This window comes from Flammeovirga sp. AWQ4_249, assembly GCF_056161045.1.
Window position 1 is genome coordinate 246570 of sequence record NZ_JBSWYJ010000002.1, and the last position, 26451, is coordinate 273020.

The window sequence follows — 26451 nt, forward strand, 5'->3', positions numbered from 1 at the left end:
TGTTATTTGTGGGGTTTATCTTTTTATAGCTTAATATTAATCACTGAAGGACCTTGGTGTAAAAGAGCTTCATCCAACATAAATTTTAATGTTTCAATATCTTTTGGTTCAAAGGTTAACGCTCCATAACCTTTAGAAATACCAAGAATATCAATCTCAGGTTTTAAATCTAATTCCTTATAATCTTCAGCATGAGAATCAGGAAATTGTACCTTCCAAAGTTCTTTGAGTACTTCATAAGCTTCATTATTTAAGACGATAAAGATTACTGGTATTTTGTATTTTTTTGCCGTATAAATCGCTTGTACAGCATATTGAAATCCACCATCTCCAACAAAACACACACTGTGTTTTTGAGTTGCTAAACTAGCACCTATTGCTACAGGCATTGCCCAACCAAGTCCTCCTCCTTTTGGGGCTGTTATCGTTTTCCCTACTACTTTCCTTTTGATTAATTGTTCTAGTTTTCCCTCATAAGAACTTGCTTCCAAAACAAGTGTGGTATCTTTCTCCAGATGATCTAAAATAGTATAAGTTATTTTATCTAATTCAAATTTATCATCGGCTCTATTTAGTACTGCTTCTCGATCTTTTGCTAACTGACGGCTATGTTCATTTTGATGTTTAATTACCTCTACTTTTTTCATCCATTTCTCCTCTTCCAAAATTACATTCAATGTCTTAAAAATAGCATTAAAATCACCTATGATAGTCGATAAAACAGGATAGTTTTCTCCCACATTTTCATTTGAATTATTAATTTGAATAACCTTTTTTCCTTCAGGAATACTATTCATTCCATCGAACAAAAAATGATCTAGTGCATCACCTATAATAACGATCAAATCATAAGATGCTAAAGTATTCTTTTGTTCATTTGCTAATGCTGATAATCCACCTTTATACAAATAATGATTTGTTGGAACTGCAATTTTCACAGGGAAAGGTGTTGTAAAAACATCAGCATTTAAGTATTCAGAAAATTTCATAATCTCACTACTTGCTTCTGTTGCCACTCCATCTACTATTATCCCAACCTTATTGAATTGGCTTTTTTCACTCGATAGCCAATCTCTCAATTCTTCTTTATCTACCGTTGATTTTACCTGATTATGAAGCGGTGATAATCTTCTATAATCTCCTATTTGAGCTTCAATAGTATCCATTGGAATACTCACAAAAGTAGGTCCTTGCGGTGCTTTTTGTGCAGTGTTATAGGCTCTTTGCAATTCATATTGAAAATCACCTTCAAAATGAATTTCCCTTGCTGATTTTGTTGCAGTATTCGCTAATGTTGTTAGCGGTCCCGAAAGAACAGGTGTTATTGCTAGATGTTTTCTATGTTGCTGCCCTGCGGTGATAAGCATTGGAATTTTTGATTGGAAAGCCGTGTATATATTTGTCATAGAATTCGCCAAGCCAGGATAAGTATGTACATTGACAAAAGGTATTTTATTACTAGCTAAACCATAGCCTGCTGCAATACCAATCACTGAATTTTCTTGTAAACCTAGTATATATTTCACCTTTTTATTCTGGTTTAAAGCATTCATAAAAGGTGTTTCTGTAGTACCAGGGTTTCCGAAAATATATTCGATGTTATTGTCTTGGAAGAATTTGTTAAGCAGCAATGAATTTTTCATTTTCATCATGTTTTGTTTGTAATATATGTGCATTACAAATATCACACATGAGAAAACTAATTTGCGGTAAAAAGAGCAAAGAGAAATGTAAATTAATCCATTACTTTTGTGTATTTCTTAAATCTGTAGGATTAACCTTAAAATGTTTATTAAAATCTTTTGCCATATGATTAGTGTCAGTATACCCCATTGCATCAGCAATTTCTGATAAGCTTTTTAAAGTATTCTTGACTAATTCTTTCGCCTTGAAAACTCTCGATTTTTTGTAATATTGGTATATAGTTTCTCCATGAACAAATCTAAAAACAGCATTAATTTTCGTCTTATTAATTCCATATTCAATGGTTAATTCTTTAATATTAGGTTTATAATCTTCCTCCTCATCTATTCTTTTTTTGATTTTCATAATTACTGTTATTTCATAATCATGATAGGTTTTATTCTCCTGTTCCGATGCATTGGTAAGAATAATATTTTTTATGATTACGAATAATTCCCGAAGTTTATATTTCACCCAATCAGTATATAAAGCATCATTGATAAAAAGATTATTTTTTACAAAAAAACTCTTTTTCCATCGAATAAATCTTTGATCTCCAAGGTTGAATGAAAATTTCTTTTGTTTCTCAATAACTTCAAGGATATCACTGGGTAATGCTGATTTTTTAAAAAAGAAAAAAACAGATTGTACTGCTTGATTTTTTTCAAAATTAAGTGTTAGAATATCTTTCTTCTTGCTAATAATAAAGCCTAATGGAAAGTTTAGTTTTATGGATTCATTCTCATTTTGCAAAGTGATTTTACCTGCTCCATAACATCGTAAAGAATAGTCAAACTTATCTTCATGTTCGACTGTAGATTCAATCTCACATTTTGCTATATAATTTAATACTATCAATCGTTTGCCTTCTTTCATGAAGGTCATTATTTCACCCTTCGCGACATCGCTATCGACTCTTATGAGGTTTTCATTAATAATTTCCCCTCCAAAGTTATCAATAATATGTTTTTGATAATTTTCCGTTCTATTTTTAGCAAAATGAAACCTTTTCATACATTATTTTGACTAGATTTTCGTAATTCAGTTGGGCTCACATTAAATGCTTTTTTTATTTCTTTTGATAAATGATTTACATCTGTATATCCCATTTCATAGGCAATTTCACTAAAGGATTTTTGAGTATGTGTAATCTGCTCCTTTACATCTAAAATACGAGCTAGTTTGTAATATTGATAGATCGTATGTCCTGTAATAAATTTAAAAACGACACCAAGTTTTGTAGAATTGATTCCGTACTCAAAAGCAAGTGTTTTTAAAACGGGTTTAAAGTTTTTTTCCTGATCAATTTTCTCTTTTATTTTCATGGCTATATCAATCTCAAAATCATGATATGCTTTATTTTTATTGTCATGTGCATTACTATAAATAATGTGTTGAATATAAATAAAGAGTTCATGTACTTTATATGTAACCCATTGATTATATAAATCTTCACTAAAAGGTTCTTTCTTAGTATTGTAGAATGTTTTATGCCACTTTATAAAACGATTATCACCTATATTAATAGCAAAACGATCAATCTTCGTTAATACCTCAATGATTTCATTAGAGATTAATTCATTTTTGAAACTAAAGATGACGGATTGAGCCTTATCATTTTCTTCCATCTTTACCGTCAGAATATCTTCCTTTTGATTAATGACAAAGCCATGTGGAATATCTAATGCTGTCGTTTCAAGCCCCTCACCTCTTTTATACTCACATTTTACGGGGTAACAATGTAATGTATAATCATAAATATCTTCATGCATTAAATCAACTTCTAAATCTCTGTGCATGACATAATCTAAAATGACAACTCTTAATTGAGGTTTTTCGAGAACAAATACTTCACCTGTTGCAGTATGATCATCAATCTTAATTAAATGATCTGAAACTATTTCACCTCCAAAGTTTTTGGCAATAAATTCTTTGTAATTTAATTTACCACGATCTCTATGAAACTTTAGCTTATTCATATTATTTCTTTAATGAATTTCTATAATCTGTGGGCGTCATATCATACATTTCTATGAAACTTTTGGAGAAATGATTGATATCTGTAAAATTTAATTCCTTCGCGATTTCACCAAAGGTTTTATTCGTATTTCTCACCATACCTTTCGCTTTTATCATTCTATTTTTCTTATAATATTGGAATATTGATAATCCATAAGTCACCTTAAATACTTCATTTAGTTTTGGTTGTTTTATATTATAAGCAGCTGCTAATTCTTTAACATTAGGTTTAAAATTTGTATCACTATCAATCATTTTTTTGATAGAAGCTGCGATATCAATTTCATAATCATGAAAATTCGTTTCTAAATCTTTTTTTAGATCGTTATCAATGATCATATTTTTTAGAATAGTGAAAAGTTCTAACAATTTTAATTTTGTCCATTCATTATATAATTCCTCATGAAAGTCTTCTTTTGAATTGTTGAAGAAATTATCTCTCCATTGAATATAATTTGAATCTCCTACCTCTACTTTAAATTTTTTTATATGATTAAAAATACCGTTAATATGTTCTGAAATATTTTTTTTACTAAAATATAAACTAACGGTTTGTACATGATAACCTGCTTTTATTTCAGCATGAATTATTTCATTTTGCTGTAAGTGAAGAACTCCCAAAGGAATTGTAAGTTCTGTTGTTTCACTCTTTTCATTGGTATATAGATAAGTATATGGAAAACAATGAATAGAATAATCATGGCTTTCATCATGTTCTATATAAATAGAAAAATCATTACTTGCATGATAATCAAGCATCACTATTCTCATATCATCTATTTCATAAATAAATGCATGTCCTTTAAGGTTTTCATTATCTATTTTCAAGAAATTTTCATCTATGGGAACTGCTTTAAAAATATCAACATAATATTGTAAATAATTGTCGTGCCTTTTTTTATGGAATTTATAAGTGGTCATAAATGAATTCTATTTTAAAAGTTCTGATAATGATTAGGGTATTTTACAATGCTTAATTTTAGTTTTTACCTTTTTTATAATTGACACTTTTGGGTGGGCATTATTGAGTACTATTTCTCTATAAAATACTATGAATATATGTAGTATGAAAGATTGTATTCGAGGATTACAAAGAGTCCTTTAATGGATGATATCATAAATAATTAAAAAATAAATTTAGATTAATAGTGATCAAAATCTATAATGTCTATGATCTAATAATTTTAATGGTACATTCGCAGCAAATACAAAAACATATATATGAAATTATCTGCCACTCAATGGATGCTATTAGCAGTTGTCTGCTTTAGTACGATGGCCATTACAATAAAAGAAATTGGTCAAAGTATCAATCCTTTTGAGATTACATTTTTTAGATCTATAGTAGGAATTAGTTTTCTAGTTATATTTTTCAGAAAAAAATTAAATCCTATTTCTTTTAGAGAAATTTCTTAATGAAAGATTTACACTCAAAAAAGGAATCAGTATTTTAGTTAGTTTCATTGGGATTTTACTAATTATCAACCCAAGTTTTAATACCATTAATGAAAATACCTTCTATGTACTTGGTTCAGCTATAAGTTATGCAATTGCACATGCTTTCACAAAAAAGCTTTCTGTAAAGTACAGTGCACTTCAGATTGTTTTTATGATGTGTTTAGTCCAACTACCCCTCTCATTTATATTCGCTATTCAAGACTTTGTAGTGCCAAATTTTAGAGAAATTATATTACTTATTATAATGGGAATTGCAGCGATTTCTGCTCATTTCACTTTAACCCAAGCTATAAAAACAGATGAGGTAAGTTCTGTACTCATCATTGATTACCTACGATTACCCATTATCTTTTTAGTTGGGGTATTCTTCTATCATGAAATCATCACGCTCAATTATATTTTAGGTGCAATACTTATTCTTTTGGGCAATTGGATCAATAACACTTCAAAATTAAATCGAAAAAAATCATTTCATTCAAAAAATAATTGTTACAATAAGTAAGTACTGCTTCCTATCAATTAAACATCTCTATTTTACTTCATAAAAGAGCTATTTAAATAATAAATAGTATATTCAAATCATTAAAATCAATCATTCAATTGTATAAACCATGAAACAATTTTTACCTCTTTCGATACTCTTCTTTTTACTTTTTAATACTACTCATGCACAAAAAGTAAGTATCGCTACTTTCAATGCTGAATTTCTAAATAAGAAAAAAGTGCATATGAAATTTGGCTTTCCTTACTACATGAAAGATGCAGACAAAAAGGATCAGAAACAATGGGAAGATGATAAATATAGAACAGAGAAACTAAAAGAGGCTTCTGCTCATGTTGCTCAATTTATCAAGGAAATGAATGCTGACATCATCACTTTAACTGAAGTAGGCACTCGAGAAGATGTCGATGTCCTCCTCTCCGAATTGACAAAGATAGATGTAGAGTACAAGTATTCTGAAGTATGTAATTCATTAGATACATATACAGGACAACATGTTGCTATTTTATCAAAATATCCACTAAAAGAGGTTTGGTCACAAATTGAAGGAACTTCAATCTATCTTGAAGAATTAGACGGTGATGATGAATATGAAACGAGCATAAGTAAAGGATTGAAAGTAACAGCAACAATTGATAGTAAAGAAGTTGATATTTTCGTTTTACACCTAAAAAGTGAACGTGGTGGATTTGAAAGTGATGCAAAAAGAATCGCTCAAGCTCAAATCGCAAGAAGATCTATTATCAAACAATTAAACAAAGGTAGAAATGTGATAGTAGCAGGGGATTTCAATTCTCAGAAGAAAAGCCCAACGGTATATACTATCAGAGGTTTTAATGATATTTACCAAGAGCTTATTCAAACAGGAAGAAGTGAATACTTCAAAAATTTCGATGTGAGATGGACTTATAATTATAAGGGTGAACCCGAACAGATTGATCATATCTTAGTCTCTCCTGATCTAGCAAACGATAAAAGTATTCAAACCAATATATTAGAAACAAAGAATGAACTTGTTTCTGATCACAACCCTATAATTGTTCAATTTGAATTGAAATAATTAAAGATTAATTAAAATGGATTTTTTAGTAACATAAAAAATCCATTTTAATTTTAAACGAAGAAACAAACAACTACAACATGAAATTCTATACTACTTTATGGGTATTTTTATTGACCTGTTTCAATGTTTATGCTCAACATTCTCACGATCATGATCATCATAAAGGTTTGCATCATTGGGAAATGCCAAGCAAAGATCCAGACCGAATTATTCTCACTTTTAATGGTGACCCAGCCACAAGTAGAGCCGTAACATGGCGCACTGACAATACAATCAAAAAAGGATATGCTCAGATTGCTGTTGCCACCGTAAATTCAAAATTTAAGGATAAAGCGGAAAATGTTGAAGCAATTACAGAACCCTTCGATTTAGGAGAATACAAAGGCAATGCTTCTCTAATGGTCAACTACCATAGTGCTACGTTCACGGACCTAAAGCCAAATACTTTGTATGTGTATAGAGTTGGTGATGGGAATGAACATTGGTCTGAGTGGATTCAATTTAAAACGGCTAAAAAATCATATTCTCCTACTCAATTTGTATACTTCGGTGATGCTCAAAATGATGTGTTAGAACATTGGTCTAGAGTTATTCGACAAGCTTACCAAACGGCACCAAATGCTTCTTTCGTAATACATGCAGGGGATTTAATCAATAGAGCACATAGAGATGTAGAATGGGCAGAATGGTACAAAGCAGGTGGTTTTATTCATAGTCAATGGACTGCTATTCCTGCTGTAGGTAATCATGAATTTAGACCTATAAAAGACGGCGAACCAAAACAACTTTCTATTCAATGGAAGCCTCAATTTACATTGCCTATCGAGAAAGAATTAAGTCCAGAGTTACATGAAACAGTGTATACCATCGACTATCAAGATGTAAGAATTATTGTTCTTAATTCTACTAACAAGTTGGAAGAACAAACAAGTTATATTGAGAAACAATTAAAGGAATCTCAGGCAAAATGGAATATTATGGTTTGCCATCATTCTGTTTTTGCTCCTGCCAAGGGACGTAATTTTCAATTTGCTAGAGACCATTGGAAACCACTTCTGGATAAATATAATGTGGATTTAGTTTTGAACGGTCATGATCATACCTATGCTAGAGGTCATGTTCCTGTAAGAACTACAGAAAATACAGAAGACTTACAAACTGTATATGTTACTTCAGTAAGTGGTCCAAAACAATATGAATTGGATACGAAGCAGATGAAGGAATACAAAGTAGATGGATATGAATTGGATGAATCTGGAGAAAATACACAATTCTATCAAGTCATTTCAATAGACGAAAATACATTAATATATACTGCTTATACTGTACTAGGTGAAGTGTATGACCATATGAAAATCACCAAAGATTTTAAAACTGGAAAAAAGAAATTGATTCAGTAATCAGTTTACAATACACTTCAAAATAGAAAAACCACTCCACTAAAAGCGGAGTGGTTTATTTTCTCAATCATTATATTTTTATAAAGAATAAGCTTCTTCCACTGGCCAATCATCTTCATAGCCGAGTTTCCAACGCATTGTTTTTAATTCTTCATCAGTGGCTAAACATTCCTCCAAATCTTTTCTAATTTGGACTTCGTCTAAGTCTTGACCAATAAAAACTATTTCGTTTTTACGATCACCAAATGTATCATCCCAATTGGATTCTATCATTTCTTTATTTTCTATGAAAGCTAAATAATTCATTCGCTTTTCATGGTGCATACTACTCCACCATACTCCTGCACTATCTGCTTTCAAAGATCCTCCAGCTTGACTCCAAACCAAGGCTTGATCAGGACGAGAAGCAATCCAAAATAAACCTTTACTACGGATGATAGATGTTGGGAACATAAATTGAATATATTTCCAAAAGCGATCAGGGTCAAATGGTTTTTCATTACGAAATACAAAAGAAGAAATTCCATACTCTTCTGTTTCGGGAGTATGTTCTTCTTTATTAAGCTCTTCAATCCAACCTGCACTTTGTTCTGCTTCTTCAAAATTGAATAAACCTGTATTTAAAATCTCTGATGGTTCGACTTTACTATATGTAGATTCAATTATTTTAGCAGAAGGGTTTAACTTTTGAATCGATGCTTTCAATAGACCAAGATGTTCTTCTGTTACTAAGTCTGTTTTATTTAACAGAATAACATTCGCAAACTCAACTTGATCGGTAAGTAAATTGACTATTGTTCTGTAATCTCCATCAATATCAGTCAATTCTCGATCTACTAATCTTTCTGGACTACCAAAATCTTTGAAGAAATTAAAAGCATCTATAACCGTTACCATTGTATCAATGTAACTGAATCTTGAAAGGTCAATTCCGTTTTCTTCATCTACAAAAGAAAAAGTCTGAGCTACAGGAACAGGTTCACTAATCCCTGTACTTTCAATGAGTAAATAATCAAAACGATTTTCCTTAGCTAATCGCTCTACCTCTACCATTAAATCCTCACGTAGTGTACAACAGATACAGCCATTACTCATTTCAACAAGTTTTTCTTCTGTTCGAGAAAGGGTGTTTTCTGATTTAACTAATTCAGCATCAACATTTACCTCACTCATATCATTTACAATGACGGCTACTTTCAAACCTTCTTTGTTGTGTAAAATATGATTCAATAAAGTTGTTTTTCCAGCGCCAAGAAACCCACTTAAAACGGTTACAGGTAATTTATTATTCATAGTTTTTAATTTATTGCGACAATGTCGCAATTATATAATGCAAATGCAACTTTATTGCATATACACAATAATGAATTAATGATAAGATTGGTAGTATCACTTAAGATTACTTATACTATTTGTTAACTTGAATAAACCTTAAACATAGTTAAATATTAGAAAGTGGATGAATAATTCATAGGGATTGTGAAACAATTTAATATTACCTTGGTTGTAAATCTTTACTTAATTTTTTAACTCATCATTTATGAAAAAAATAATCATTCTTTTATTCAGCTTACTACCTTTTTTGTCTTATGGCCAAAATGATCAATACTTATTATCTAGTCATATTTTAGATATCACCACTGGTGCTCCGGCAAAAGGGGTAGAAATCGTACTTTCAAAGTTGAATAAAGACAATACATGGAAAGAGGTTGATCACAAGAAAACAGATGACCATGGGAGGGTAAAGGATTTCTTATCGAAAAGTGAAAAAAAGAATCAAAATGGTATTTATAAATTGACTTTTAAAACAACTCCCTATTTTGATGCAATGAATGTGGAATCATTCTACCCATTTATTGAAGTCATTTTTGAAATCAGGGAAAATACTCATTATCATGTACCAATTACTCTATCGCCTTTCGGCTATTCAACATACAGAGGAAATTAACAAAACAATGATGTATGATGAAAGATTTTGAGAATCATTTCATATGGCATTCAAAAATGAAAACACTCATTCTAATATGTAGAAGAGTGTTTTCATTATTTATATATACACTAATTACAGGGATAAACCTTTCCAAAAACGTTCAGGAAAAGCGGCAATACTAAACATCGCGTATGCCTCCTTGAACTGTTCCTTACCTTCTTCGATATAAAATCGATTCCAAAATGGGGTACTGATAGAAGTTCCATCTTCTAAAGTCACTTTTAATGTTCCGCCAAACATGATCAGCTCATCTGATACCCAAACCTCTTCCATATTGTGTTCATAACTTGGTAAACCTTTATCAAAAGTTCCCACAAAATGGATGGCTTTTTCTACTCCTTTTAGGGTGTAATGAGAAAAGTGTAAAACAAATTCTGAAGAAAAATAGTGAGGTAATTTTTCAAATTCTTTATGATCTATTGCTGTGAATAATTCTTTTACCCAATCAGGTAAAGTTTCTACTTTCTTTAAAATTGACATCATTATACAGTTTCAGGTCTTAACATAATATCTTCATGGCCATAGCCTAATAAAACAAATGGGGATAATCCTCGGTCTACAATTAAGGAAGGATAATGTGACGGTTTAGTTTCTACAACTTCCTTTGCCCATTCAACTTCCCATGCATCATCCGTACCGTTTATAGAAGGTCCAAAAGCACAAAAAGAAGGTGTCTTTTCTAATGAAAGTGGAGATTGTAATCTTGTGAAAATTGTTCTATCGTCTATTTTCTGATCGATCAAATACTTTTTCATATCATCCATTGAAACACCTAAAACCTCTTCTTCTTCAAAAGATAACTTAGTGATTTCCATGGCTGTTTTTGCCAACATTGCATTTACTTCATAAAAACCACCATGAATTTGACGCTGAATTAATGCACCTATTGTTCCGATTGCTGCCAGGTTTCCAGTATTATAATCTAAAGGTAAAGCTCCTACCAAATGTTTTTGATCTCTTCCTTCTGAAGCTACTTCCACCATTCCTGAATGTGTCTGTGAAAGTTGCTCCCATCCTTTTCTATTTCTCCAAGGACCTGTAGGACCATACGCTGAAATATTTGTCAAAATCAGATTTGGGTTAATCTCTTTCAACGCTTCAACTGACAACCCTAAACGATCTAACGAACCCGGTCCGTAACCCCAAACTAAGACATCAGCTGTTTTAATTAATTCAATAAAACGTTCTTTCTCTTTTTGAATAGCAAAGTTTAAGAAGACTTGCTTTTTGCCCCAGCTTTCATCAAAAATTGCTGGATATAAGAAAGGAAAGCTGCCATTTCTCACAGAAATCACATCCGCTCCATGATCTGCTAATACTCTTGTCGACCAAGGTCCGGCCACCACATGAGTAACATCAATTACCTTTACTCCTTCTAATGGTCTGTATTTCATTTCTGGAAGAATTCCTTTTTGACCTTCTCCTTTTTTATCCATCATGATAATTGGATGCTTCTCCATCTCTTGACCTTGTGGATGAGCAGACCATTCTTCTTTAGTCATCATTGGTGCCATACACAAACCTTTTTCTTCAAAGTCTTTTTCGATTTGAGAAATATCATGTTTTGAAATGGCTTCAATCAATGCTTCTTGATCATGAGGAACATTAAAGTACTTCAAAATACCATCTCGAAGATGAGGATAAGCACCATTTAAACACATCCACTTACCATTTTTATCTTGAAAGAAACCATTTACTGGTACTTCGATTTCTCCACCTTGCACTAAATTTCCATTAATGTAATTATAAAGTCCTCCATTAATACTTAATGCCGCTAATCTTCTATCTACAGTAATTTTTTGAGGAGACATCCCTCTCAATTGTGCAAGTTTATCAATCGTCACACCTAATGCTGAAATCACAGCTGTTGTAAAATCTGTAACACTTAATTTTTCTCTTAAAAATGTACGAGATTGGATAATTTCAATTTGATCATAATTAGGTTGTATTTGTAATGCGTCACTAATTAAATCGATAATGTTTTTTTGATTGTTTTTCATTTTTGAATAGATTAAATATGATTGATTTGAATTATATATTTTTGATTAATGATGGAGAAACATCTACTGTGTATCTCTCTAATTTCCCATGGTCATTGAGCCAAAGAATGTTCAGTAAAGGAGTAACTTCTATAGGTTTGTTGTTCGTATCATTTTTAGAAGTTAAAACCGCTGATCCTATCATGATGTACACCTTTCCGAGGTTAAAAACTTGATCGACATAATGCTTTGTAATAAAGGGCTCATCTATTTTTTTGAAATAACTTTTTACATTTTCAAGTCCTTTCACCTGATCATTCGCAAAATGCATTTCTACATCACTGTCAAAGATTTTAAAACCTTTATCTTCTGAAAAATCCAACTGATCTATAGCTTTAAATAGATCTAACATCCATTGAGGAGTAGTAATTTCTTTTAATTTCATTTTATTGTTATTTATATTATTGGCTACCTAATTATTCCTTAAAGCCCTCTTTGTTTTTTTTTCATTAATCCAAAACGATAATTGTAAGAGAACATAAGGTTATAATACCCCTTTCCATAGGCTGTTTCTACTCTAAACATGTGTTTATTTTTATAGAAATATGAGATACCTACGATACCCGCAAACTTACTTTGCTTGTACTTATCAAAAGAGTAATAAATCTTTTCTGGTACCTCAATACCTTCTACTTTTGATTGCACATTTCCCATGATTTCATTTACAATTTTCTGTTGCCCATAAGGAAGCTGATTTAACCAATCATCATAATGTTGATGTAAATTATCTTTGGCAGAGTTCACTGCATCATTGTCCAAAAACTTAGCGATGTTTGCTGTTTTGATTGTGCCTAACGAATAAGGTGTCATGTTTTGGAATTGAACACCAATGGAAGGAGCAAGATGTCCATGCTTACCAACTTTTACATTACGACCAAAACGGACTGAGATAATTTCAGAAGTCGTATTATTTACTAAAGCTTGGCTTTCTGACCATGTGAAGTTGAAATTTGCTGCTAAAAACCAATTGTTCCAACCGTAAGCTGTTGTAAACCCAAAACCATAACTATGTGTTTCAGGAGTGGTATTTACAGGGAAATTTAAGGGGTCTTCAATCTGTATTGTACTTGCTGAAGTTGAATAAGCATAGTTACCATACACATTCAAAAATGGTAATACCCATAAGTCTAATCTTACATTATAGGCCATCGTTTCTGATACAGCAGGTGAAAATTTTACAACATCAACAGGAATCATATTATTAGGATCTAAACCCATTTGGAAATTATCTAATATCACACTCGATTTTTGTGATACATAATTAAACATAAACCCTGTAGGCATTGGTACTTGATGACCTGCTCTTTTAATTTTTTGTGCCATTGCAGGAAATATGTATTCCAAACTATCTATAGTTGTATGTTTAGATCCAACAAATACATTTTGACCATAAGTATTACTAATTAAGCCGATGAGCAGCATTACTGAGATGAATAGATTTTTCATTTTGTGTTTTGTGTTTTGTGTTTCTGAGTAATTATGTGCCACAAAGGTCTTTAAAAAGCAGAGGTAAGTGTTTGTAAAAAATAAATTTCAATTTGTAAAAAATTAAGATTTTGAAAGCAATAGAATTAAATACACTCAAAAAAATAAATTGTACTTTTCTACATAAATCATATGTTTTGTTTAACTAAGAAATATATTAAGTTAAACGAAATAAGAATTTTACAGTTATAAATGCATACTAACTTCAGTAATATAAATTGTACATTATGAATACTTTATTAGCAACTTTACAACCTGGAGACTACGTAGGTTTCACTTTCTTTATAGGAAGTATGGCAATGTTAGCTTCTACTGTTTTCTTCTTTTTAGAAATGAATAATGTAGAAGGCAAGTGGAAAACATCATTACTTGTTTCGGGTTGATAACGTTTATCGCCGCAGTCCATTATTATTACATGAGAGATTATTGGGTTGCCAATGGTACTTCACCAACAGAGTTTAGATATATTGATTGGATATTAACGGTACCTCTGATGTGTGTGGAGTTTTATCTTATTCTTAAATCATTTGGAGCAAAAATAGGTTTACTCTGGAAAATGATTGCTTATTCTGTTTGGATGCTGGTCACCGGATATCTTGGAGAAACAGTGTACCGTGATTCAAGTGCAATATGGGGTGCAATTTCAACCTTAGGGTATGTAGGCATTTTTTATGAGGTATGGTTTGGTTCTGCCAAAGCATTAGCTAGAAAATCAAACGACCCTATATTACAGAAAGCTTTCAACACCTTAACTTGGTTTATTTTTGTGGGATGGGCAATCTATCCAATCGGATATATGGCAATTCCTGGAGGCTTATTAAGTGGAATATTACCCTTAGAATCAATGGATATCATTTATAATATAGGTGATGCCATTAATAAAATAGGCTTTGGTTTAGTGATATACAGTTTAGCTATAAATAGTAAAAATAAAACAGCAAATGCTTAACAACTAATCAAGAGGAGGAAATTAAAACCTCCTCTTTTTACCTTAAATCAATGAAAAAAAAATACTCGATAGCTAAATTTTCATTTATCCTTTTCGTTTGTATTGTGATGAATGTTTTTCAACCTAATATTCATTATTGTAATATTATCTGTTTACTCTGTATTATACTATTTGGTATTCCACATGGGGCTATCGACCACAAAATTCATTCAACATTAAACGTTACCATTTCTATAAAAAAATACGTTTTCACCTACGTGATGATTGCAATAGGATATATTATTTGGTGGATGGTTGCTCCCTTTAAAGCAATGCTTTTTTTTCTAATCATGAGTGCGTATCACTTTGGACAAGAACTCTTGGAAAACAGAAATATCAAAGTCAAAACACCTATCGAATCTATGGTATGGGGATTTATTATTCTTTTCCTACCATTGCTTTTATCATTTGAAGAGGTAAAAGCAACTTTATTCATTGTCACGGGCCAAAAAATTATTCTTTCAGATAGTTTCAAAAATCTTTTGGTTTTGAGTATTGTTCTTATGGCATTGTTGCATTTACTTTTACTCTTACACAAAAAAGTAATCCACTTAAAAGAGGCATCTTACCTAATTGGCTTCATTTTTTTAATCTGCAGTATTTATTCGGTTTTACCCTTTCTTGTGGCCTTTACATTATATTTTGTCTTATTTCATTCCCTAAATACCTTAAAGCATCAGTTTGATTGGATGAAATTGAAAAAGAAAAAGTATTCTATTAAAAAATTTATTATTGACCTTTCAGCCTTTAGCATAATTGCCATCATAGGGTTATTATTCCTTTTATATTGGATTCAGCCTAACAATTGGGTGGAAATAATTATATACTTTTTTATTATTATATCAATCATAACTTTACCTCATACGATCCTTTTTGATCAATTCTACAAAAATTCAACGACTCTAAAAGAATAGTTTTTTTTATCCCTGAATTTTCAAGTATTTTATTTTACCTCTCAAAAGTTATGTATTATTTAACTTTAATTCCCTTTTAAAAAAATAAGAATTCTATTAAGCATTCCCGTTCCAAAGAACATAACTAGTAAATACTGTTGAGTACTAATAACTAATGTTAAACTAAAGGTGAATACATTATTGCAGAAGTAACCCAATGTTCATTTATGTTTAAAAATGATTTTATTTTTTTATAAAAATGAGATAACATTAGAAGACTAACTTTGAAAAAAAAAAAATGGTAGAAACTGAAATTATACCTACAAATAAGGTAATGCAAGAATTAGGGACTAACCAAATGATAACTGAGTTAGTCATGAAAGCCTTAGGGCTTTCAGAATTAAATAGGATATACAAAAAAATTTCCAATTATGAAGGAATGGAACTTATTGAGGAAGGTTTAAAATCACTAAATATATCTTTTGAAATAAGTGATGAAGATTTAAAAAAAATCCCTCTTAAAGGTGCTTTTATAAGTATTTCAAATCACCCTTATGGCTTACTTGATGGCTTACTTCTTCTTCATTTAGTAAAAAAAATACGTCCAGATTTCAAAGTAACTGCTAATCATTATTTAGAAATTTTAAAACCTTTTAGAAACTCTTTTATTGGTGTTGATCCCATCAGTAAAAAATCAATGAATGCTACTACTAAAGTATTGGAAAGATTAGATAAAGGAGATGCTATAGGTTTATTTCCAGCTGGAGAGGTATCCACTTTCTATAATTCGAACAAAAGAATTGAAGATAAGCCATGGTCGAAATCATCACTACGCTTAATTAAAATGGCAAATGTACCTGTTATTCCAATTTATTTTCATGGTGCTAATAGCTGGTTTTTTCATCTTTTAGGAAAATTACACCCTTTACTTCGAACTTTTCAATTACCTAATGAATTCTTAAAGAAAAAAGGCAACATTATTAAGATAAGAATAGGACAGCCTGTAACACCTAAAGAGTATCAAAAATATGAAACAATCACTGATCTAGGTGATTTTTTGAGAAATAAAACTTATATGCTTGGTGAGGGATTAAAAAGACCAAAATTTCTAAAACCAAATAAAAAGAGAAAGGAAACTCCTGAAACTATTTTTCCAGTAATTCCAAAAGAAATACTCAAAAATGAGATAGAGGAACTTGATGAGTCTAATCTGTTATTCTCCAAAAATAAATATGATATTTTTATTACCCCTCCTGAAAATATCCCTTATTTATTATTAGAGATAGGTAGACTAAGAGAAAAAACATTTCGAGCAGTAGGAGAAGGTACTAATAGAATGATCGATTTAGATAAATTTGATGAATATTATCATCACTTATTTATTTGGGACAGAGATCTTGAAATGGTAATAGGAGCATATCGTGTTGGAAAAGGTAATGAAATTATTAATCATGTAGGTAAATCTGGATTCTATACTAATACTCTCTTTAAATTTAAAAAGGAGTTAAAGCCTTTATTAAAACAGAGTATTGAATTAGGAAGATCTTTTGTGATTGAAGAAAAGCAAAAAGAAGCTTTTCCTTTATTTTTTTTATGGAAAGGCATTCATATTTTCTTAAAAAGAAATCCTCAATATAGATATATGTTTGGACCTGTTAGTATCAGTAATGACTATTCAGATGTTTCTAAAGATGCTATTATTTATTACTCTTTTAAATATTTCTTTGATGAAGATTTATCTCGCTTAGTTAAACCTAGAAAAAAATATCGAATAACTTCTAACATCGAACACTACATAGAAAACATCATAAACAAAGAAAATTTCGATATTAATGAATTTGACAAACTATTAATGGATATTGATTCAAAAAAATTTAAAATGCCCGTGCTTATCCGTCAATATATTAAATTGAATGGTAAGATGATTGGGTATAATATAGATCCTAATTTTAATAATTGTCTTGATGGACTTATTATGGTAGATTTAAAGAATATACCTGATACTGTGATTACAAAATTTTCTTAAGTAATACCAAATTAAAATTATACAGCCTAATAAAAGGCTGTATGATCTTTATTGAAATATCTTTATTCTTGGTATTAATTTCCCTCTATCACATGTATAGATAGGATGAATACTTTAATTAGTCAATAAGATGATTATTCAAGAAATTCAAAACCTCCTCTTTATAATTTCGACCAATAGGAAGATCTTTGTTATCTATTGTAATAAATGCATTGGAATAGCTATCTATATAGTTTAGGGCGATAATGTAAGAGCGATGAAAACGGATAAATTTACTTTCAGGTAGTTTGGTTTCAATATTACCGATAGTATTTAGAGTAGCTATTTCTTCTCCTTTTGTAGTATGTATGATGACGTAATTTCTTAAACTTTCAAGGTATGTAATTTCAGAAATAATTACTTTCACCATCTTTTTATCCGACTTTACAAAGATAAATTCGGGTAGATTATTCGGTTCTTTTGTAACTATTGTCTTTTCTTGTTTCTTCAGAAATCTATTGACAGAAACCATGAAACGGTCAAAAGGGATGGGCTTAATCAGGTAGTCTAATGCTTCCAATTCAAAACCTTCAACAGCAAATTCTTCATAGGCGGTTGTAAATACTACTTTAGGAGGGTTTTTCAAGCTTCGAAACAATTGTAATCCGTTTAAGCCAGGCATTTGAATATCTAAAAAGATCAGGTCTACCTCCTCGTTATTTGTAAGAAATGAAAGTGCTTCTACACCATTTGAACACTTCCCTATTACTTTCATAAAATCTAATCGATCGATATAACTTTCTATGATGTCAATGGCTAAAGGTTCATCATCAACAATAAGGCATTTTATTTCTTTCATAATATAATTTCTAGTTGAACAGAAAATGTTTCTTGATCATTTACAATATCAAGTTGGAAGTTTTGTGAATATAATAATTCAAGTCTTTTTTTCACATTCTCTAAACCTATTCCACCTACTTCTTTAGCATATTTTTCTGTGTTTTTAGGGATATTATTTTCCACAAAAAAAGTCAACTTATTCTCATTAATTTTTAAAGAAATACTAATCCATGCTGTTTCATTTATTTCTTTTGTGCTATGCTTAAAACTATTCTCTATAAAAGGCAGTAGAAGATTGGGAGCAATCAAAAAGTCTATATTTTCTTCAGGAAGCAAAGTACTCACTTCTACCCTTTTGCCATATCTGATTTTTTCTAATTCTATAAAATTTTGAATACATTTTATTTCTTTCCGAAGCGGAACAGTCATAGCATTACTTTCATACAATAAATACCTTAATAGTTCCGATAGCTTTAAGACCATAGAAAGCGATTGATCTGATTTTTTTAATATCATAGCATACAAGCTATTCAGTGTATTGAATAAGAAATGAGGGTTAATTTGATTTTTCAAAAAGAGTAACTCGGCCTCTGCTTTCTCTTTCGCTAATAATTGTTCTCGCTGTTGTACCTGTGATAAATATTGCATTATCCTTATAGTACAAGGTATTGCTAAGACAGACCCCAAACCCACCAGATTACTTACAATTTGAGTAACATCAAATATTGGATATTTTTGGAAGAAGGGTAAGTAGTTATCCAATACATAATAATTATCCGTGTAGCGATGAATGATTGCTGTTATTACTAACGCTACACTTGCCCATAATGAAAAAGTGAGAAATTTTGAAGTGTATAAATATTTAGGAAATAGGTAATCAATAAAAAAATAAACCAATAAAATTTTAGGAGGAAGATAAATCAGTTGGACTAAAAATGTATTGGAAACATTTTCATTGGAAGCACCAAAAGCCAAAGAGAAAAAAAGAATATAGACCACCCAATAGAAGCAGTGTTGCAATATACTATTGTTCAAAAATTGAAATTTATCTTGTGACGTTATCTTCATTATTTTCATTCGTTTATGATCCCAATTACTATGATATTAATTTAATTTCCTAAAGACAATTTTTATGGATAAAGGAAAGGTCTGTAAGGACCAAATTCATTTTATGAACCTTCATCCTTATAGAATCGACCTTTGTCCAAAACTTTTGCTTTTATAATGAATACGTCGTCTTTTTGTGATAAATCAAATCACAAAAAGTATGAAAAATATCTTCTATTTATCCATAATTATTTTCTTCACAAGTTGCACTCAGCAGACTGAATATAATGAGCCTAAAAGTTCATTATTAGATGATATGAAGGTGCAGGTTACAGAAAATGAAAATAGGGAAATTTCATTTTGCAATAAGAAATCTGCTTATTTCTACACTCAATCACATGATAATAACCATGAAGAGTTTACGTTTTTTGCAGGTATGAATATCGCTCAGAAACGAATATTTCATGGATACCAATTACTAGAAGGAGATCAAAAAATTGATATCAAAAATAGTAACGTTGATGTTTTTCCTTATAAAATGATACGTGCTTATTCAAATGGTATTCAAGAGACTTTTTGGATGCATGATTTTGTCAATCTACTTGAAGTTGATGTGCAAAATGCAAATACTTCCATCGGTCTTGAGTTAAAAGGTGATATCACTCTACTGGAAAGCAATACGAATCAAATTGCCTACTATACTTCTATGGAAGGTGAGAAAGTAATTGCTGTTATGGATAAGAATAAATCCAACTTGGATGTCAAAGGCAAAATGATCTTGTCGAAAGATAATGATGGATTTTTTATTGCGGTTGGTGATTCAAAAACGGAGGCTACAAAACTACTAACCGATGCTGTTCAACATGGTGAACAATGGAAAAAGAATAGAATTTCTAGAATGGAAAAACTATTGACCGAAAATGCATTCCTTCAATCATCTAATAAGGATTTTAATAATGCTATGAATTGGATGGTGATAACAATGGATCAGCTAGTTTCAGAGCAACAGGGATATGGTATTTATGCAGGCTTACCTTGGTTTAATGAGTACTGGGGTAGAGATGAATTTATTTCAATGCCAGGTGCTGTTTTAGTGACAGGTCAGTTTGATTGGGCTAAAAATATACTTAAGTCTTTTTCTGAATATCAACAAAAAGACCCTAATTCGAAATTCTTCGGAAGGGTTCCTAACATTGTTAACCCAAGCAGTATTGATTATCATACCACAGACGGTACACCTCGTTTCATTGGAGAATTATATGATTTTGTTCGCTACTCAGGAGATAAATCTCTCATTAATGAATTATACCCTGTTGTGAAAAGAAGTATTGATGGAGCAATAGAAAATTGGACTGATGAAAAAGGATATCTGTTACATGATGATCATGAAACTTGGATGGATGCAAAAAGAAATTATGACAAACTTTCTTATTCGCCAAGAGGTTCTAGAGCCAATGATATTCAAGCATTATGGTACAAACAGCTTTCTTCAGGAATCTACTTTGCTCAGGTAATTGGAGATCAAGAAAGTGAAGATAAATGGAAAAAAATTGCGGCAAATGTTCATAAAAATTTCAATCAAGATTTCATTGATACTAAGCACAATTATATTGCTGACCGTTTAGATCAGAAGAATCAAGCTGATTACAAAATCAGACCTAATCAATTATTTAGTTATGATTTAGTAAATGATGAATCTTTAAAATTAAATGCCACCAAAGTATGTTGGGAAGAGTTAGTCTACCCATGGGGAGTTTCTTCTTTAGATCGTCATGATCCTAATTTTCACCCTTTCCATCACAGTTGGGAGAACTACCATAAAGATGAAGGTTACCATAACGGAACAATTTGGCTTTGGCTTAATGGTATAGCAATGCAAAGAATGATAGAGGCTGGTCAAAAAGATGTGGCATATCAATTATTCAAAAATATGAATCACCAAGCCATGACTATGGGTGTAGTTGGTGGATTGGGCGAAAATATGGATTGCTATCCTAGAAAAGGTCAAAATTGGCCTAAGCTAACAGGTACCTATTTACAGGCTTGGTCTAATGCTGAACAACTAAGAGTTTGGTATCAATCCTTTTTAGGTATTCAACCTGATATGATTAATAAAAAGATAACGATCACACCACATATACCTCAAGAAGTTGGCGATTTAGAGTATAAAGTTTTCGTAGGTGATGGCTTTATAGATGGTGTTTTTCTTGAAAAAGAAAAGGAATACAATTACACCTTTAATAATATTTCAGGAGATGTAATTATCCGTATTAACGAATTCCAAGACCTCAACTTAAATATTGAAAAAGGAGACATATTAGTTTTAAAAGATGAGGGAAATAAACTCAGTTACCAACTGAATGATAAAACAGGAAATGTAGGAATTGATAATAATAAAGTAGCCATCCAACAGCAATCAGATGCACTTTTTAAAGACATTCATTTCTGTACTCCTTTACCGTTAGAGAATCATCCTGTGATGAAGAAAACATTTAGCGGTGATCGTGGAATTTAACATCAAAACACCCCTTAAAAAAGGTAATACATTATTTATATAGAAATTAAAATTATTTTAATATGAACAAGAAAAATATAGTACTTACACTCTTAATGTGTATTTCAATGCTTCAATTTACCCATGCTAAAGGAAAAGTTTTAATCGATCGTGTTGAACCTGCATTTTGGTGGGCTGGCATGGTTAATCCAGAGCTTCAAGTTTTAGTACATGGTGAAAATATTACAGATCTTACGCCATCTCTTTCTTATGAAGGGGTGACAATAGAACAAATTATCCGTGTTGAAAATCCTAATTATCTGTTTTTAAACCTTACGTTAGATAAAGAGGTAGAAGCAGGTAAATTCCCTATCGAATTCAAAAGAAAAGGAAAAGTAGTTTTTACTTACGATTATGAATTAAAAGCTAGAAAAGAGAATTCAGCACAAAGAGAAGGTTTCTCTAATAAAGATATCATGTATTTGATTTCACCTGATCGTTTTGCAAATAGCATCCCTGAAAATGATCATATTGAAGGTATGTATGAAGATACTGACCGTTCTGATAATGGAAAACGTCATGGAGGTGATTTACAAGGTATTATAGACAACTTAGATTATATCCAAGATTTAGGTTTCACATCAGTTTGGATTTGTCCCGTTTTAGAAAGTAATCAAAAAGAATATTCTTACCATGGTTATGCGATCACTGACTACTATAAAGTTGATGCTAGATACGGTACAAATGAAGACTACTTAAGGTTAGTTGAAGAAGCCAACAAAAGAGGTCTCAAGATCATTATGGACCAAGTAGAGAATCATGCAGGTTTATACCATTGGTGGTCAGAAGATTTACCAACAGCAGATTGGTATCATCATGCAGACAAAGAAGAAAAGCCATATACAAACCACAACAGATTCTCTTTAGCGGATCCTTACTCTACAGAGTCTGAGAAAAAAGCATTCAGTGATGGATGGTTCGTATATAGAATGCCTGACTTAAACCAATCAAATCCTTTGTTGGCGAAGTATTTAATTCAAAATTCTATTTGGTGGATTGAGTATGCAGGTTTACAAGGAATTCGTCAAGATACATTCTCATATCCTGATGCTGATTTTATGAGTGATTGGTCTAGAAGCATCATGGAAGAATATCCAAACTTCAATATTGTAGGTGAAGAGTGGACAGTAAACCCAGCGATTGTAGCAAGATGGCAAGTTGGTCAAAATAACAAAGATGGTTATAAGTGCTACATGCCGTCAATGATGGACTTCCCTAACCAAGAAGCTTTCGTAAAATCATTAACTATAACTCCTGAAGAGCAATGGAAAGATAGTTTCGGAGCTGCTTATGAAATGCTAGCGAATGATTTCTTATATACAGATGCATTTAATTTAGTAACATTCATGGACAACCATGATATGGCTCGTATTTACGACCAAGTAAATCAAAACTACGATCTATATAAAATGGCGATGGTTTACTTATATACATTAAGAGGTATTCCTCAAGTATATTATGGTACAGAGATTACAATGTCATACCCTGAAAACCCTGGCGACCACGGCGGATTAAGAATTGATATGCCAGGTGGATGGGAAGGTGATGAAGTAAATGTATTCAAAGGTGAAGGTCTTAATGATCAACAAAAAGATGCATTGAAATTTATCAAAACACTTACGCACTACAGAAAAAATACTCCAGCATTACAAAATGGCAAATTAGTTCATTACTATCCTCAAGATGAAACTTATGTGATGTTCAGATATGATGATGACAAAAAAGTAATGTCTATTTTCAATAAGAATACAGAAAAAACTGAAGTGAAATTAGATCGTTTCTTTGAAATGATTAAAGGAGCAACTTCAGCGAAGAATATTTTAACGGGAGAAGAAATTGATCTTTCTTCAGGTGTAATTACAATTGATGGAACTTCTGCTTTAATGTTAGAAGTGCAATAACAAATAGAAGTAATTAAGCATGAATAAGAGTCGTATATTAGATTATACGACTCTTATTTTTTATCAGCATAACCATGAGAACTATAGCCTTTTTACTGAAATCGTTCCTCTTTTAATTCACTCCAATTCACCTGATCATATTCATCTTTGATTTGTTGATAAATACGATCATTTTCCATCTCAAATTTATCGGTGATTATACTAGAATCATCAATCATATGATGAGCATAAACTTTTAAGGTCTCACTTAATTTGAGTAAAGAATTCTTATCAACTCCTGTAAAAAGATCAAAATCAATTGCATTAATCCATTGTATCAACCTATCAGGTAAAACCTCCACATCTCGCCTAGCTAAGAATAAACCAACCTTTTGAAAAATTTGATAAGACTTTACTTCTTCATTGTTTTTGGCTATTAAGTAAGCTCCACTTTTCATTATCTGATGTACTTTTGCTATCACTTCTTTCTCAGGTCTGGATGACCTTAAAATATGAGAAACGACAATCATCCAAAATACAGCAAAAAACATAAATAGTTCGGTGTTGATAAATGCTTCAAAATTATAGGCAGGTTGAGTATTTGTAATGCCTAATTGAAGTAAAGCAAAAGAAGCAAATACATAGGCAAACCCTGCATACAAGTAATGAGAAATAAATACATATACAAAGAGGAAAATCCCTAAGGTATAAAAGCTAGAAAGTGATGGCAATAACAATGTATAAATAAAGAAGTTTGTCGCATTAATGACAAAAATATATTTCAGCAAAGACTTACTTTTCAGTTGAGGTGTTCCACTTAATGCCATGGCAAAAATAGCGGGATATAAGTACCAAGAGCTATGGCCTGGAGGATTAATAAATAGCCAAATTAAGAATCCACCAAGTGTAGCTACAAACCCAAAAAGAGCCACCTGTAAATAGTCTCTATCCAAAGGGATTTTATGACTTTTTGTGGTAGAACTATTCTTCTCTTTATTATCTAAGTCGGGCCAAATTAAAAAAGAAATTAAAGTATATATTCCTACTCCTAACACATCTTCCATAATTCTATACATAGCATGTTCAAATGCATTTTCAGAATTAGAAGCCCCAGCCATTACAATCATTACAGCTGTAAAACCCATGACATTCCAAGTAAATCCATGCTTCTTATCTGCTGAAATAAAATAAATAGTTACAGCAACCCATAGAGAGATCAACAGCATAAATAAAAATCGATTTTGAGGAGCTAAAGCTAAAATGATTAACCCTGCTATACCTCCTATAATTGTACCCGCCCAACGTAATAATCCTCTTCGATAGGATTGTTTGATACTTAAATTAGGCAAGGCAACCATGGATATTCCAATCCCTGCCCAAGCAGGTTCAAACCAATTGTATTGCATTGAGATACCATAAGCAATCACCATTGCCAATGCTACTTTAAAAGCTTCTTTTAATTTTCGTTCATTCATGGATCAATAGATTTTTTGAGAAATATGATACAACAAAGGTCTGAATGAAAAGCTTGTAGTAGTTTGTAAAAAATAAAGAGCCTTAGGTAGAAAATTTATTTTTTGAATGTGAAAAACCCATCTGAATAAGCATTATTGATTATATTTAATAAGTAACTCAATAAAAAATCAATTCATGTTTGACCAAAAATTACGCTATAACCCCGACGAAAAATCCTTCGATTACCTTATTCGAACTTTAAAAGGGACCAAAATCAATGAATATGAATTTTCGGTAGATGTTGAAAGCAATAATGCCAATTGGTTTATTTATGAAAAGCCTGATTTTAGAGTATTAGCAGTGCGTTGCCTTCCTAAAGTTGACTATAGTATTGATTCCATTCAGAATACACAATTTGATTATATCGTCCGCTTTTTCACTAGGGATTTTGTAATCAAAAAAGAGAATCAAAAAGATTTAAAGTTGAGTTTACCGAACGGGTATGTTATACTAAAAAAGGGTGATCATGTGATTTACAATTTGAAAGAAGATGTAGAAAATTATCAAGTAGCCCTTTCTTTCAATAAAGACCGTTTGTCTGATGAATTGATCAAAAAAATAGACAGTTATGGAGATAATCTCTATTATACGGGAAACGATACTTTTATCGCTTGGCACAATTCATTCCGAAAAGAAGTTAGAGATCAAGTAGAAGATAAATACAGTGAAGATTGGATTAAACTAAAGTTTAAAGAGTTAGAAATCCTTTTCCATAGTTCTTTAAAAGCATTGAAGGTAGATGATGAAGACAAGAAGTTTTTTCATCATAAAGATATAGAGGCTATCTATCAAATTAGAGATAATATTACCCAGAACTTAAAAGAGAAACCTGTACTAAAAGAGTTGAGTAAGGAATACGGTTTGAATGTCAACAAACTCACCTTACTTTTTAAAGAGTTAGTAGGTACTACTATCTACAATTTTTATAAAAAGGAAAGGTTAGCGATGATACGAAAGTTGATTGTAGAAACAGATACACCTTTTGGAGAAATAGCCTATGATTATAACTTTACAGATATCAGTCATTTCTCCAAAAGTTGCATTGCTGCCTTTGGGATGTCACCGAGTGCGATGAGGCAGAATAAATAAT

General features: G+C 31.3%; 24 protein-coding genes. 12 read left to right on the plus strand and 12 right to left on the minus strand.

Annotation, left to right across the window (positions count from 1 at the left end; translation table 11 throughout):
* Positions 1 to 23: 23 nt before the first annotated feature.
* The 4 genes from ACXAHM_RS02955 to ACXAHM_RS02970 form a co-directional block, all read right to left on the minus strand.
* Complete coding sequence (locus ACXAHM_RS02955) at positions 24 to 1643, minus strand: thiamine pyrophosphate-binding protein (RefSeq protein WP_474958903.1); 1620 nt, start codon at positions 1641 to 1643, stop codon at positions 24 to 26.
* A 100-nt stretch (positions 1644 to 1743) separates the two neighbouring features.
* A complete protein-coding gene (locus tag ACXAHM_RS02960; protein WP_474958904.1) occupies positions 1744 to 2697 on the minus strand; it encodes a helix-turn-helix domain-containing protein in 954 nt (317 codons plus the stop codon).
* Positions 2694 to 3662, minus strand: a complete 969-nt coding sequence (locus tag ACXAHM_RS02965) for a helix-turn-helix domain-containing protein (protein ID WP_474958905.1) — start codon at positions 3660 to 3662, stop codon at positions 2694 to 2696. Before ACXAHM_RS02965 ends, ACXAHM_RS02960 begins: the two co-directional genes overlap by 4 nt.
* A gap of 1 nt (position 3663) precedes the next feature.
* Entirely contained in the window at positions 3664 to 4623 is a 960-nt protein-coding gene (locus ACXAHM_RS02970; protein ID WP_474958906.1) for a helix-turn-helix domain-containing protein, read from the minus strand.
* A gap of 300 nt (positions 4624 to 4923) precedes the next feature.
* On the opposite strand from ACXAHM_RS02970, the gene ACXAHM_RS02975 reads away from it, so the two are divergent.
* From ACXAHM_RS02975 to ACXAHM_RS02990, 4 genes are all read left to right on the plus strand, one after another.
* Positions 4924 to 5118, plus strand: a complete 195-nt coding sequence (locus ACXAHM_RS02975; protein ID WP_474958907.1) for an EamA family transporter — start codon at positions 4924 to 4926, stop codon at positions 5116 to 5118.
* Positions 5119 to 5203: 85 nt separating this feature from the next.
* Positions 5204 to 5662, plus strand: a complete 459-nt coding sequence (locus tag ACXAHM_RS02980; RefSeq protein ID WP_474959032.1) for a DMT family transporter — start codon at positions 5204 to 5206, stop codon at positions 5660 to 5662.
* 109 nt (positions 5663 to 5771) lie between these two features.
* On the plus strand, positions 5772 to 6722 hold the full coding sequence (locus ACXAHM_RS02985; RefSeq protein ID WP_474958908.1) for an endonuclease/exonuclease/phosphatase family protein: 951 nt from the start codon (positions 5772 to 5774) through the stop codon (positions 6720 to 6722).
* Between the two features lie 80 nt (positions 6723 to 6802).
* The gene (locus ACXAHM_RS02990) at positions 6803 to 8125 is read left to right on the plus strand and encodes a purple acid phosphatase family protein (protein ID WP_474958909.1); all 1323 of its coding nucleotides are present in this window, start codon (positions 6803 to 6805) and stop codon (positions 8123 to 8125) included.
* A 78-nt stretch (positions 8126 to 8203) separates the two neighbouring features.
* Here the strand turns inward: ACXAHM_RS02990 and ACXAHM_RS02995 are convergent, their stop codons facing one another.
* Positions 8204 to 9418 carry a GTP-binding protein gene (locus tag ACXAHM_RS02995; protein WP_474958910.1) on the minus strand — a complete coding sequence of 405 codons (1215 nt, stop codon included), beginning with the start codon at positions 9416 to 9418 and terminating at the stop codon, positions 8204 to 8206.
* 247 nt (positions 9419 to 9665) lie between these two features.
* On the opposite strand from ACXAHM_RS02995, the gene uraH reads away from it, so the two are divergent.
* Positions 9666 to 10073, plus strand: coding sequence for a hydroxyisourate hydrolase (gene uraH / locus ACXAHM_RS03000; RefSeq protein WP_474958911.1), 408 nt, complete (start codon positions 9666 to 9668; stop codon positions 10071 to 10073).
* 114 nt (positions 10074 to 10187) lie between these two features.
* Here the strand turns inward: uraH and ACXAHM_RS03005 are convergent, their stop codons facing one another.
* Genes ACXAHM_RS03005 through ACXAHM_RS03020 form a run of 4 tightly spaced genes read right to left on the minus strand, consistent with a single transcriptional unit; the run spans position 10188 to position 13600 of the window.
* The gene (locus tag ACXAHM_RS03005) at positions 10188 to 10598 is read right to left on the minus strand and encodes a nuclear transport factor 2 family protein (RefSeq protein ID WP_474958912.1); all 411 of its coding nucleotides are present in this window, start codon (positions 10596 to 10598) and stop codon (positions 10188 to 10190) included.
* On the minus strand, positions 10598 to 12115 hold the full coding sequence (locus ACXAHM_RS03010) for a CoA transferase (RefSeq protein ID WP_474958913.1): 1518 nt from the start codon (positions 12113 to 12115) through the stop codon (positions 10598 to 10600). The genes ACXAHM_RS03005 and ACXAHM_RS03010 overlap by 1 nt, the downstream gene beginning before the upstream one ends.
* 31 nt (positions 12116 to 12146) lie before the next feature.
* Positions 12147 to 12539 (minus strand): hypothetical protein, encoded by a 393-nt coding sequence (locus ACXAHM_RS03015; RefSeq protein ID WP_474958914.1) that lies wholly within the window; start codon positions 12537 to 12539, stop codon positions 12147 to 12149.
* 38 nt (positions 12540 to 12577) lie between these two features.
* Positions 12578 to 13600 (minus strand): hypothetical protein, encoded by a 1023-nt coding sequence (locus tag ACXAHM_RS03020; RefSeq protein WP_474958915.1) that lies wholly within the window; start codon positions 13598 to 13600, stop codon positions 12578 to 12580.
* A gap of 266 nt (positions 13601 to 13866) precedes the next feature.
* Between ACXAHM_RS03020 and ACXAHM_RS03025 the strand changes: the two genes are divergently transcribed.
* From ACXAHM_RS03025 to ACXAHM_RS03040, 4 genes are all read left to right on the plus strand, one after another.
* On the plus strand, positions 13867 to 14022 hold the full coding sequence (locus tag ACXAHM_RS03025; protein WP_474958916.1) for a hypothetical protein: 156 nt from the start codon (positions 13867 to 13869) through the stop codon (positions 14020 to 14022).
* A gap of 32 nt (positions 14023 to 14054) precedes the next feature.
* A complete protein-coding gene (locus tag ACXAHM_RS03030; RefSeq protein ID WP_474958917.1) occupies positions 14055 to 14588 on the plus strand; it encodes a bacteriorhodopsin in 534 nt (177 codons plus the stop codon).
* A gap of 50 nt (positions 14589 to 14638) precedes the next feature.
* The gene (locus tag ACXAHM_RS03035; RefSeq protein ID WP_474958918.1) at positions 14639 to 15541 is read left to right on the plus strand and encodes a Brp/Blh family beta-carotene 15,15'-dioxygenase; all 903 of its coding nucleotides are present in this window, start codon (positions 14639 to 14641) and stop codon (positions 15539 to 15541) included.
* Between the two features lie 277 nt (positions 15542 to 15818).
* Entirely contained in the window at positions 15819 to 17546 is a 1728-nt protein-coding gene (locus ACXAHM_RS03040; RefSeq protein ID WP_474958919.1) for a lysophospholipid acyltransferase family protein, read from the plus strand.
* Positions 17547 to 17664: 118 nt separating this feature from the next.
* Here the strand turns inward: ACXAHM_RS03040 and ACXAHM_RS03045 are convergent, their stop codons facing one another.
* Together ACXAHM_RS03045 and ACXAHM_RS03050 are read right to left on the minus strand one after the other, a co-directional pair.
* A complete protein-coding gene (locus tag ACXAHM_RS03045) occupies positions 17665 to 18384 on the minus strand; it encodes a LytR/AlgR family response regulator transcription factor (protein ID WP_474958920.1) in 720 nt (239 codons plus the stop codon).
* Entirely contained in the window at positions 18381 to 19433 is a 1053-nt protein-coding gene (locus ACXAHM_RS03050; protein WP_474958921.1) for a sensor histidine kinase, read from the minus strand. Before ACXAHM_RS03050 ends, ACXAHM_RS03045 begins: the two co-directional genes overlap by 4 nt.
* Positions 19434 to 19632: 199 nt before the next feature.
* Here ACXAHM_RS03050 and ACXAHM_RS03055 point away from each other — a divergent pair, with 199 nt between their 5' ends.
* Together ACXAHM_RS03055 and ACXAHM_RS03060 are read left to right on the plus strand one after the other, a co-directional pair.
* On the plus strand, positions 19633 to 21927 hold the full coding sequence (locus ACXAHM_RS03055) for an amylo-alpha-1,6-glucosidase (RefSeq protein ID WP_474958922.1): 2295 nt from the start codon (positions 19633 to 19635) through the stop codon (positions 21925 to 21927).
* Between the two features lie 62 nt (positions 21928 to 21989).
* A complete protein-coding gene (locus ACXAHM_RS03060; RefSeq protein ID WP_474958923.1) occupies positions 21990 to 23867 on the plus strand; it encodes a glycoside hydrolase family 13 protein in 1878 nt (625 codons plus the stop codon).
* Between the two features lie 92 nt (positions 23868 to 23959).
* Here the strand turns inward: ACXAHM_RS03060 and ACXAHM_RS03065 are convergent, their stop codons facing one another.
* Entirely contained in the window at positions 23960 to 25321 is a 1362-nt protein-coding gene (locus tag ACXAHM_RS03065; protein ID WP_474958924.1) for an FUSC family protein, read from the minus strand.
* A gap of 175 nt (positions 25322 to 25496) precedes the next feature.
* Here ACXAHM_RS03065 and ACXAHM_RS03070 point away from each other — a divergent pair, with 175 nt between their 5' ends.
* Complete coding sequence (locus ACXAHM_RS03070; protein WP_474958925.1) at positions 25497 to 26450, plus strand: helix-turn-helix transcriptional regulator; 954 nt, start codon at positions 25497 to 25499, stop codon at positions 26448 to 26450.
* Position 26451 lies beyond the last annotated feature (1 nt).

What these genes read in the sequence shown, in the direction of transcription:
- ACXAHM_RS02955 (WP_474958903.1), bottom strand. Translation starts at nt 1,643, where the DNA reads ATGAAAAATTCATTGCTGCTTAACAAATTCTTCCAAGACAATAACATC.
- ACXAHM_RS02960 (WP_474958904.1), bottom strand. Translation starts at nt 2,697, where the DNA reads ATGAAAAGGTTTCATTTTGCTAAAAATAGAACGGAAAATTATCAAAAA.
- ACXAHM_RS02965 (WP_474958905.1), bottom strand. Translation starts at nt 3,662, where the DNA reads ATGAATAAGCTAAAGTTTCATAGAGATCGTGGTAAATTAAATTACAAA.
- ACXAHM_RS02970 (WP_474958906.1), bottom strand. Translation starts at nt 4,623, where the DNA reads ATGACCACTTATAAATTCCATAAAAAAAGGCACGACAATTATTTACAA.
- ACXAHM_RS02975 (WP_474958907.1), top strand. Translation starts at nt 4,924, where the DNA reads ATGAAATTATCTGCCACTCAATGGATGCTATTAGCAGTTGTCTGCTTT.
- ACXAHM_RS02985 (WP_474958908.1), top strand. Translation starts at nt 5,772, where the DNA reads ATGAAACAATTTTTACCTCTTTCGATACTCTTCTTTTTACTTTTTAAT.
- ACXAHM_RS02990 (WP_474958909.1), top strand. Translation starts at nt 6,803, where the DNA reads ATGAAATTCTATACTACTTTATGGGTATTTTTATTGACCTGTTTCAAT.
- ACXAHM_RS02995 (WP_474958910.1), bottom strand. Translation starts at nt 9,418, where the DNA reads ATGAATAATAAATTACCTGTAACCGTTTTAAGTGGGTTTCTTGGCGCT.
- uraH (WP_474958911.1), top strand. Translation starts at nt 9,666, where the DNA reads ATGAAAAAAATAATCATTCTTTTATTCAGCTTACTACCTTTTTTGTCT.
- ACXAHM_RS03005 (WP_474958912.1), bottom strand. Translation starts at nt 10,598, where the DNA reads ATGATGTCAATTTTAAAGAAAGTAGAAACTTTACCTGATTGGGTAAAA.
- ACXAHM_RS03010 (WP_474958913.1), bottom strand. Translation starts at nt 12,115, where the DNA reads ATGAAAAACAATCAAAAAAACATTATCGATTTAATTAGTGACGCATTA.
- ACXAHM_RS03015 (WP_474958914.1), bottom strand. Translation starts at nt 12,539, where the DNA reads ATGAAATTAAAAGAAATTACTACTCCTCAATGGATGTTAGATCTATTT.
- ACXAHM_RS03020 (WP_474958915.1), bottom strand. Translation starts at nt 13,600, where the DNA reads ATGAAAAATCTATTCATCTCAGTAATGCTGCTCATCGGCTTAATTAGT.
- ACXAHM_RS03025 (WP_474958916.1), top strand. Translation starts at nt 13,867, where the DNA reads ATGAATACTTTATTAGCAACTTTACAACCTGGAGACTACGTAGGTTTC.
- ACXAHM_RS03030 (WP_474958917.1), top strand. Translation starts at nt 14,055, where the DNA reads ATGAGAGATTATTGGGTTGCCAATGGTACTTCACCAACAGAGTTTAGA.
- ACXAHM_RS03035 (WP_474958918.1), top strand. Translation starts at nt 14,639, where the DNA reads ATGAAAAAAAAATACTCGATAGCTAAATTTTCATTTATCCTTTTCGTT.
- ACXAHM_RS03040 (WP_474958919.1), top strand. Translation starts at nt 15,819, where the DNA reads ATGGTAGAAACTGAAATTATACCTACAAATAAGGTAATGCAAGAATTA.
- ACXAHM_RS03045 (WP_474958920.1), bottom strand. Translation starts at nt 18,384, where the DNA reads ATGAAAGAAATAAAATGCCTTATTGTTGATGATGAACCTTTAGCCATT.
- ACXAHM_RS03050 (WP_474958921.1), bottom strand. Translation starts at nt 19,433, where the DNA reads ATGAAGATAACGTCACAAGATAAATTTCAATTTTTGAACAATAGTATA.
- ACXAHM_RS03055 (WP_474958922.1), top strand. Translation starts at nt 19,633, where the DNA reads ATGAAAAATATCTTCTATTTATCCATAATTATTTTCTTCACAAGTTGC.
- ACXAHM_RS03060 (WP_474958923.1), top strand. Translation starts at nt 21,990, where the DNA reads ATGAACAAGAAAAATATAGTACTTACACTCTTAATGTGTATTTCAATG.
- ACXAHM_RS03065 (WP_474958924.1), bottom strand. Translation starts at nt 25,321, where the DNA reads ATGAATGAACGAAAATTAAAAGAAGCTTTTAAAGTAGCATTGGCAATG.
- ACXAHM_RS03070 (WP_474958925.1), top strand. Translation starts at nt 25,497, where the DNA reads ATGTTTGACCAAAAATTACGCTATAACCCCGACGAAAAATCCTTCGAT.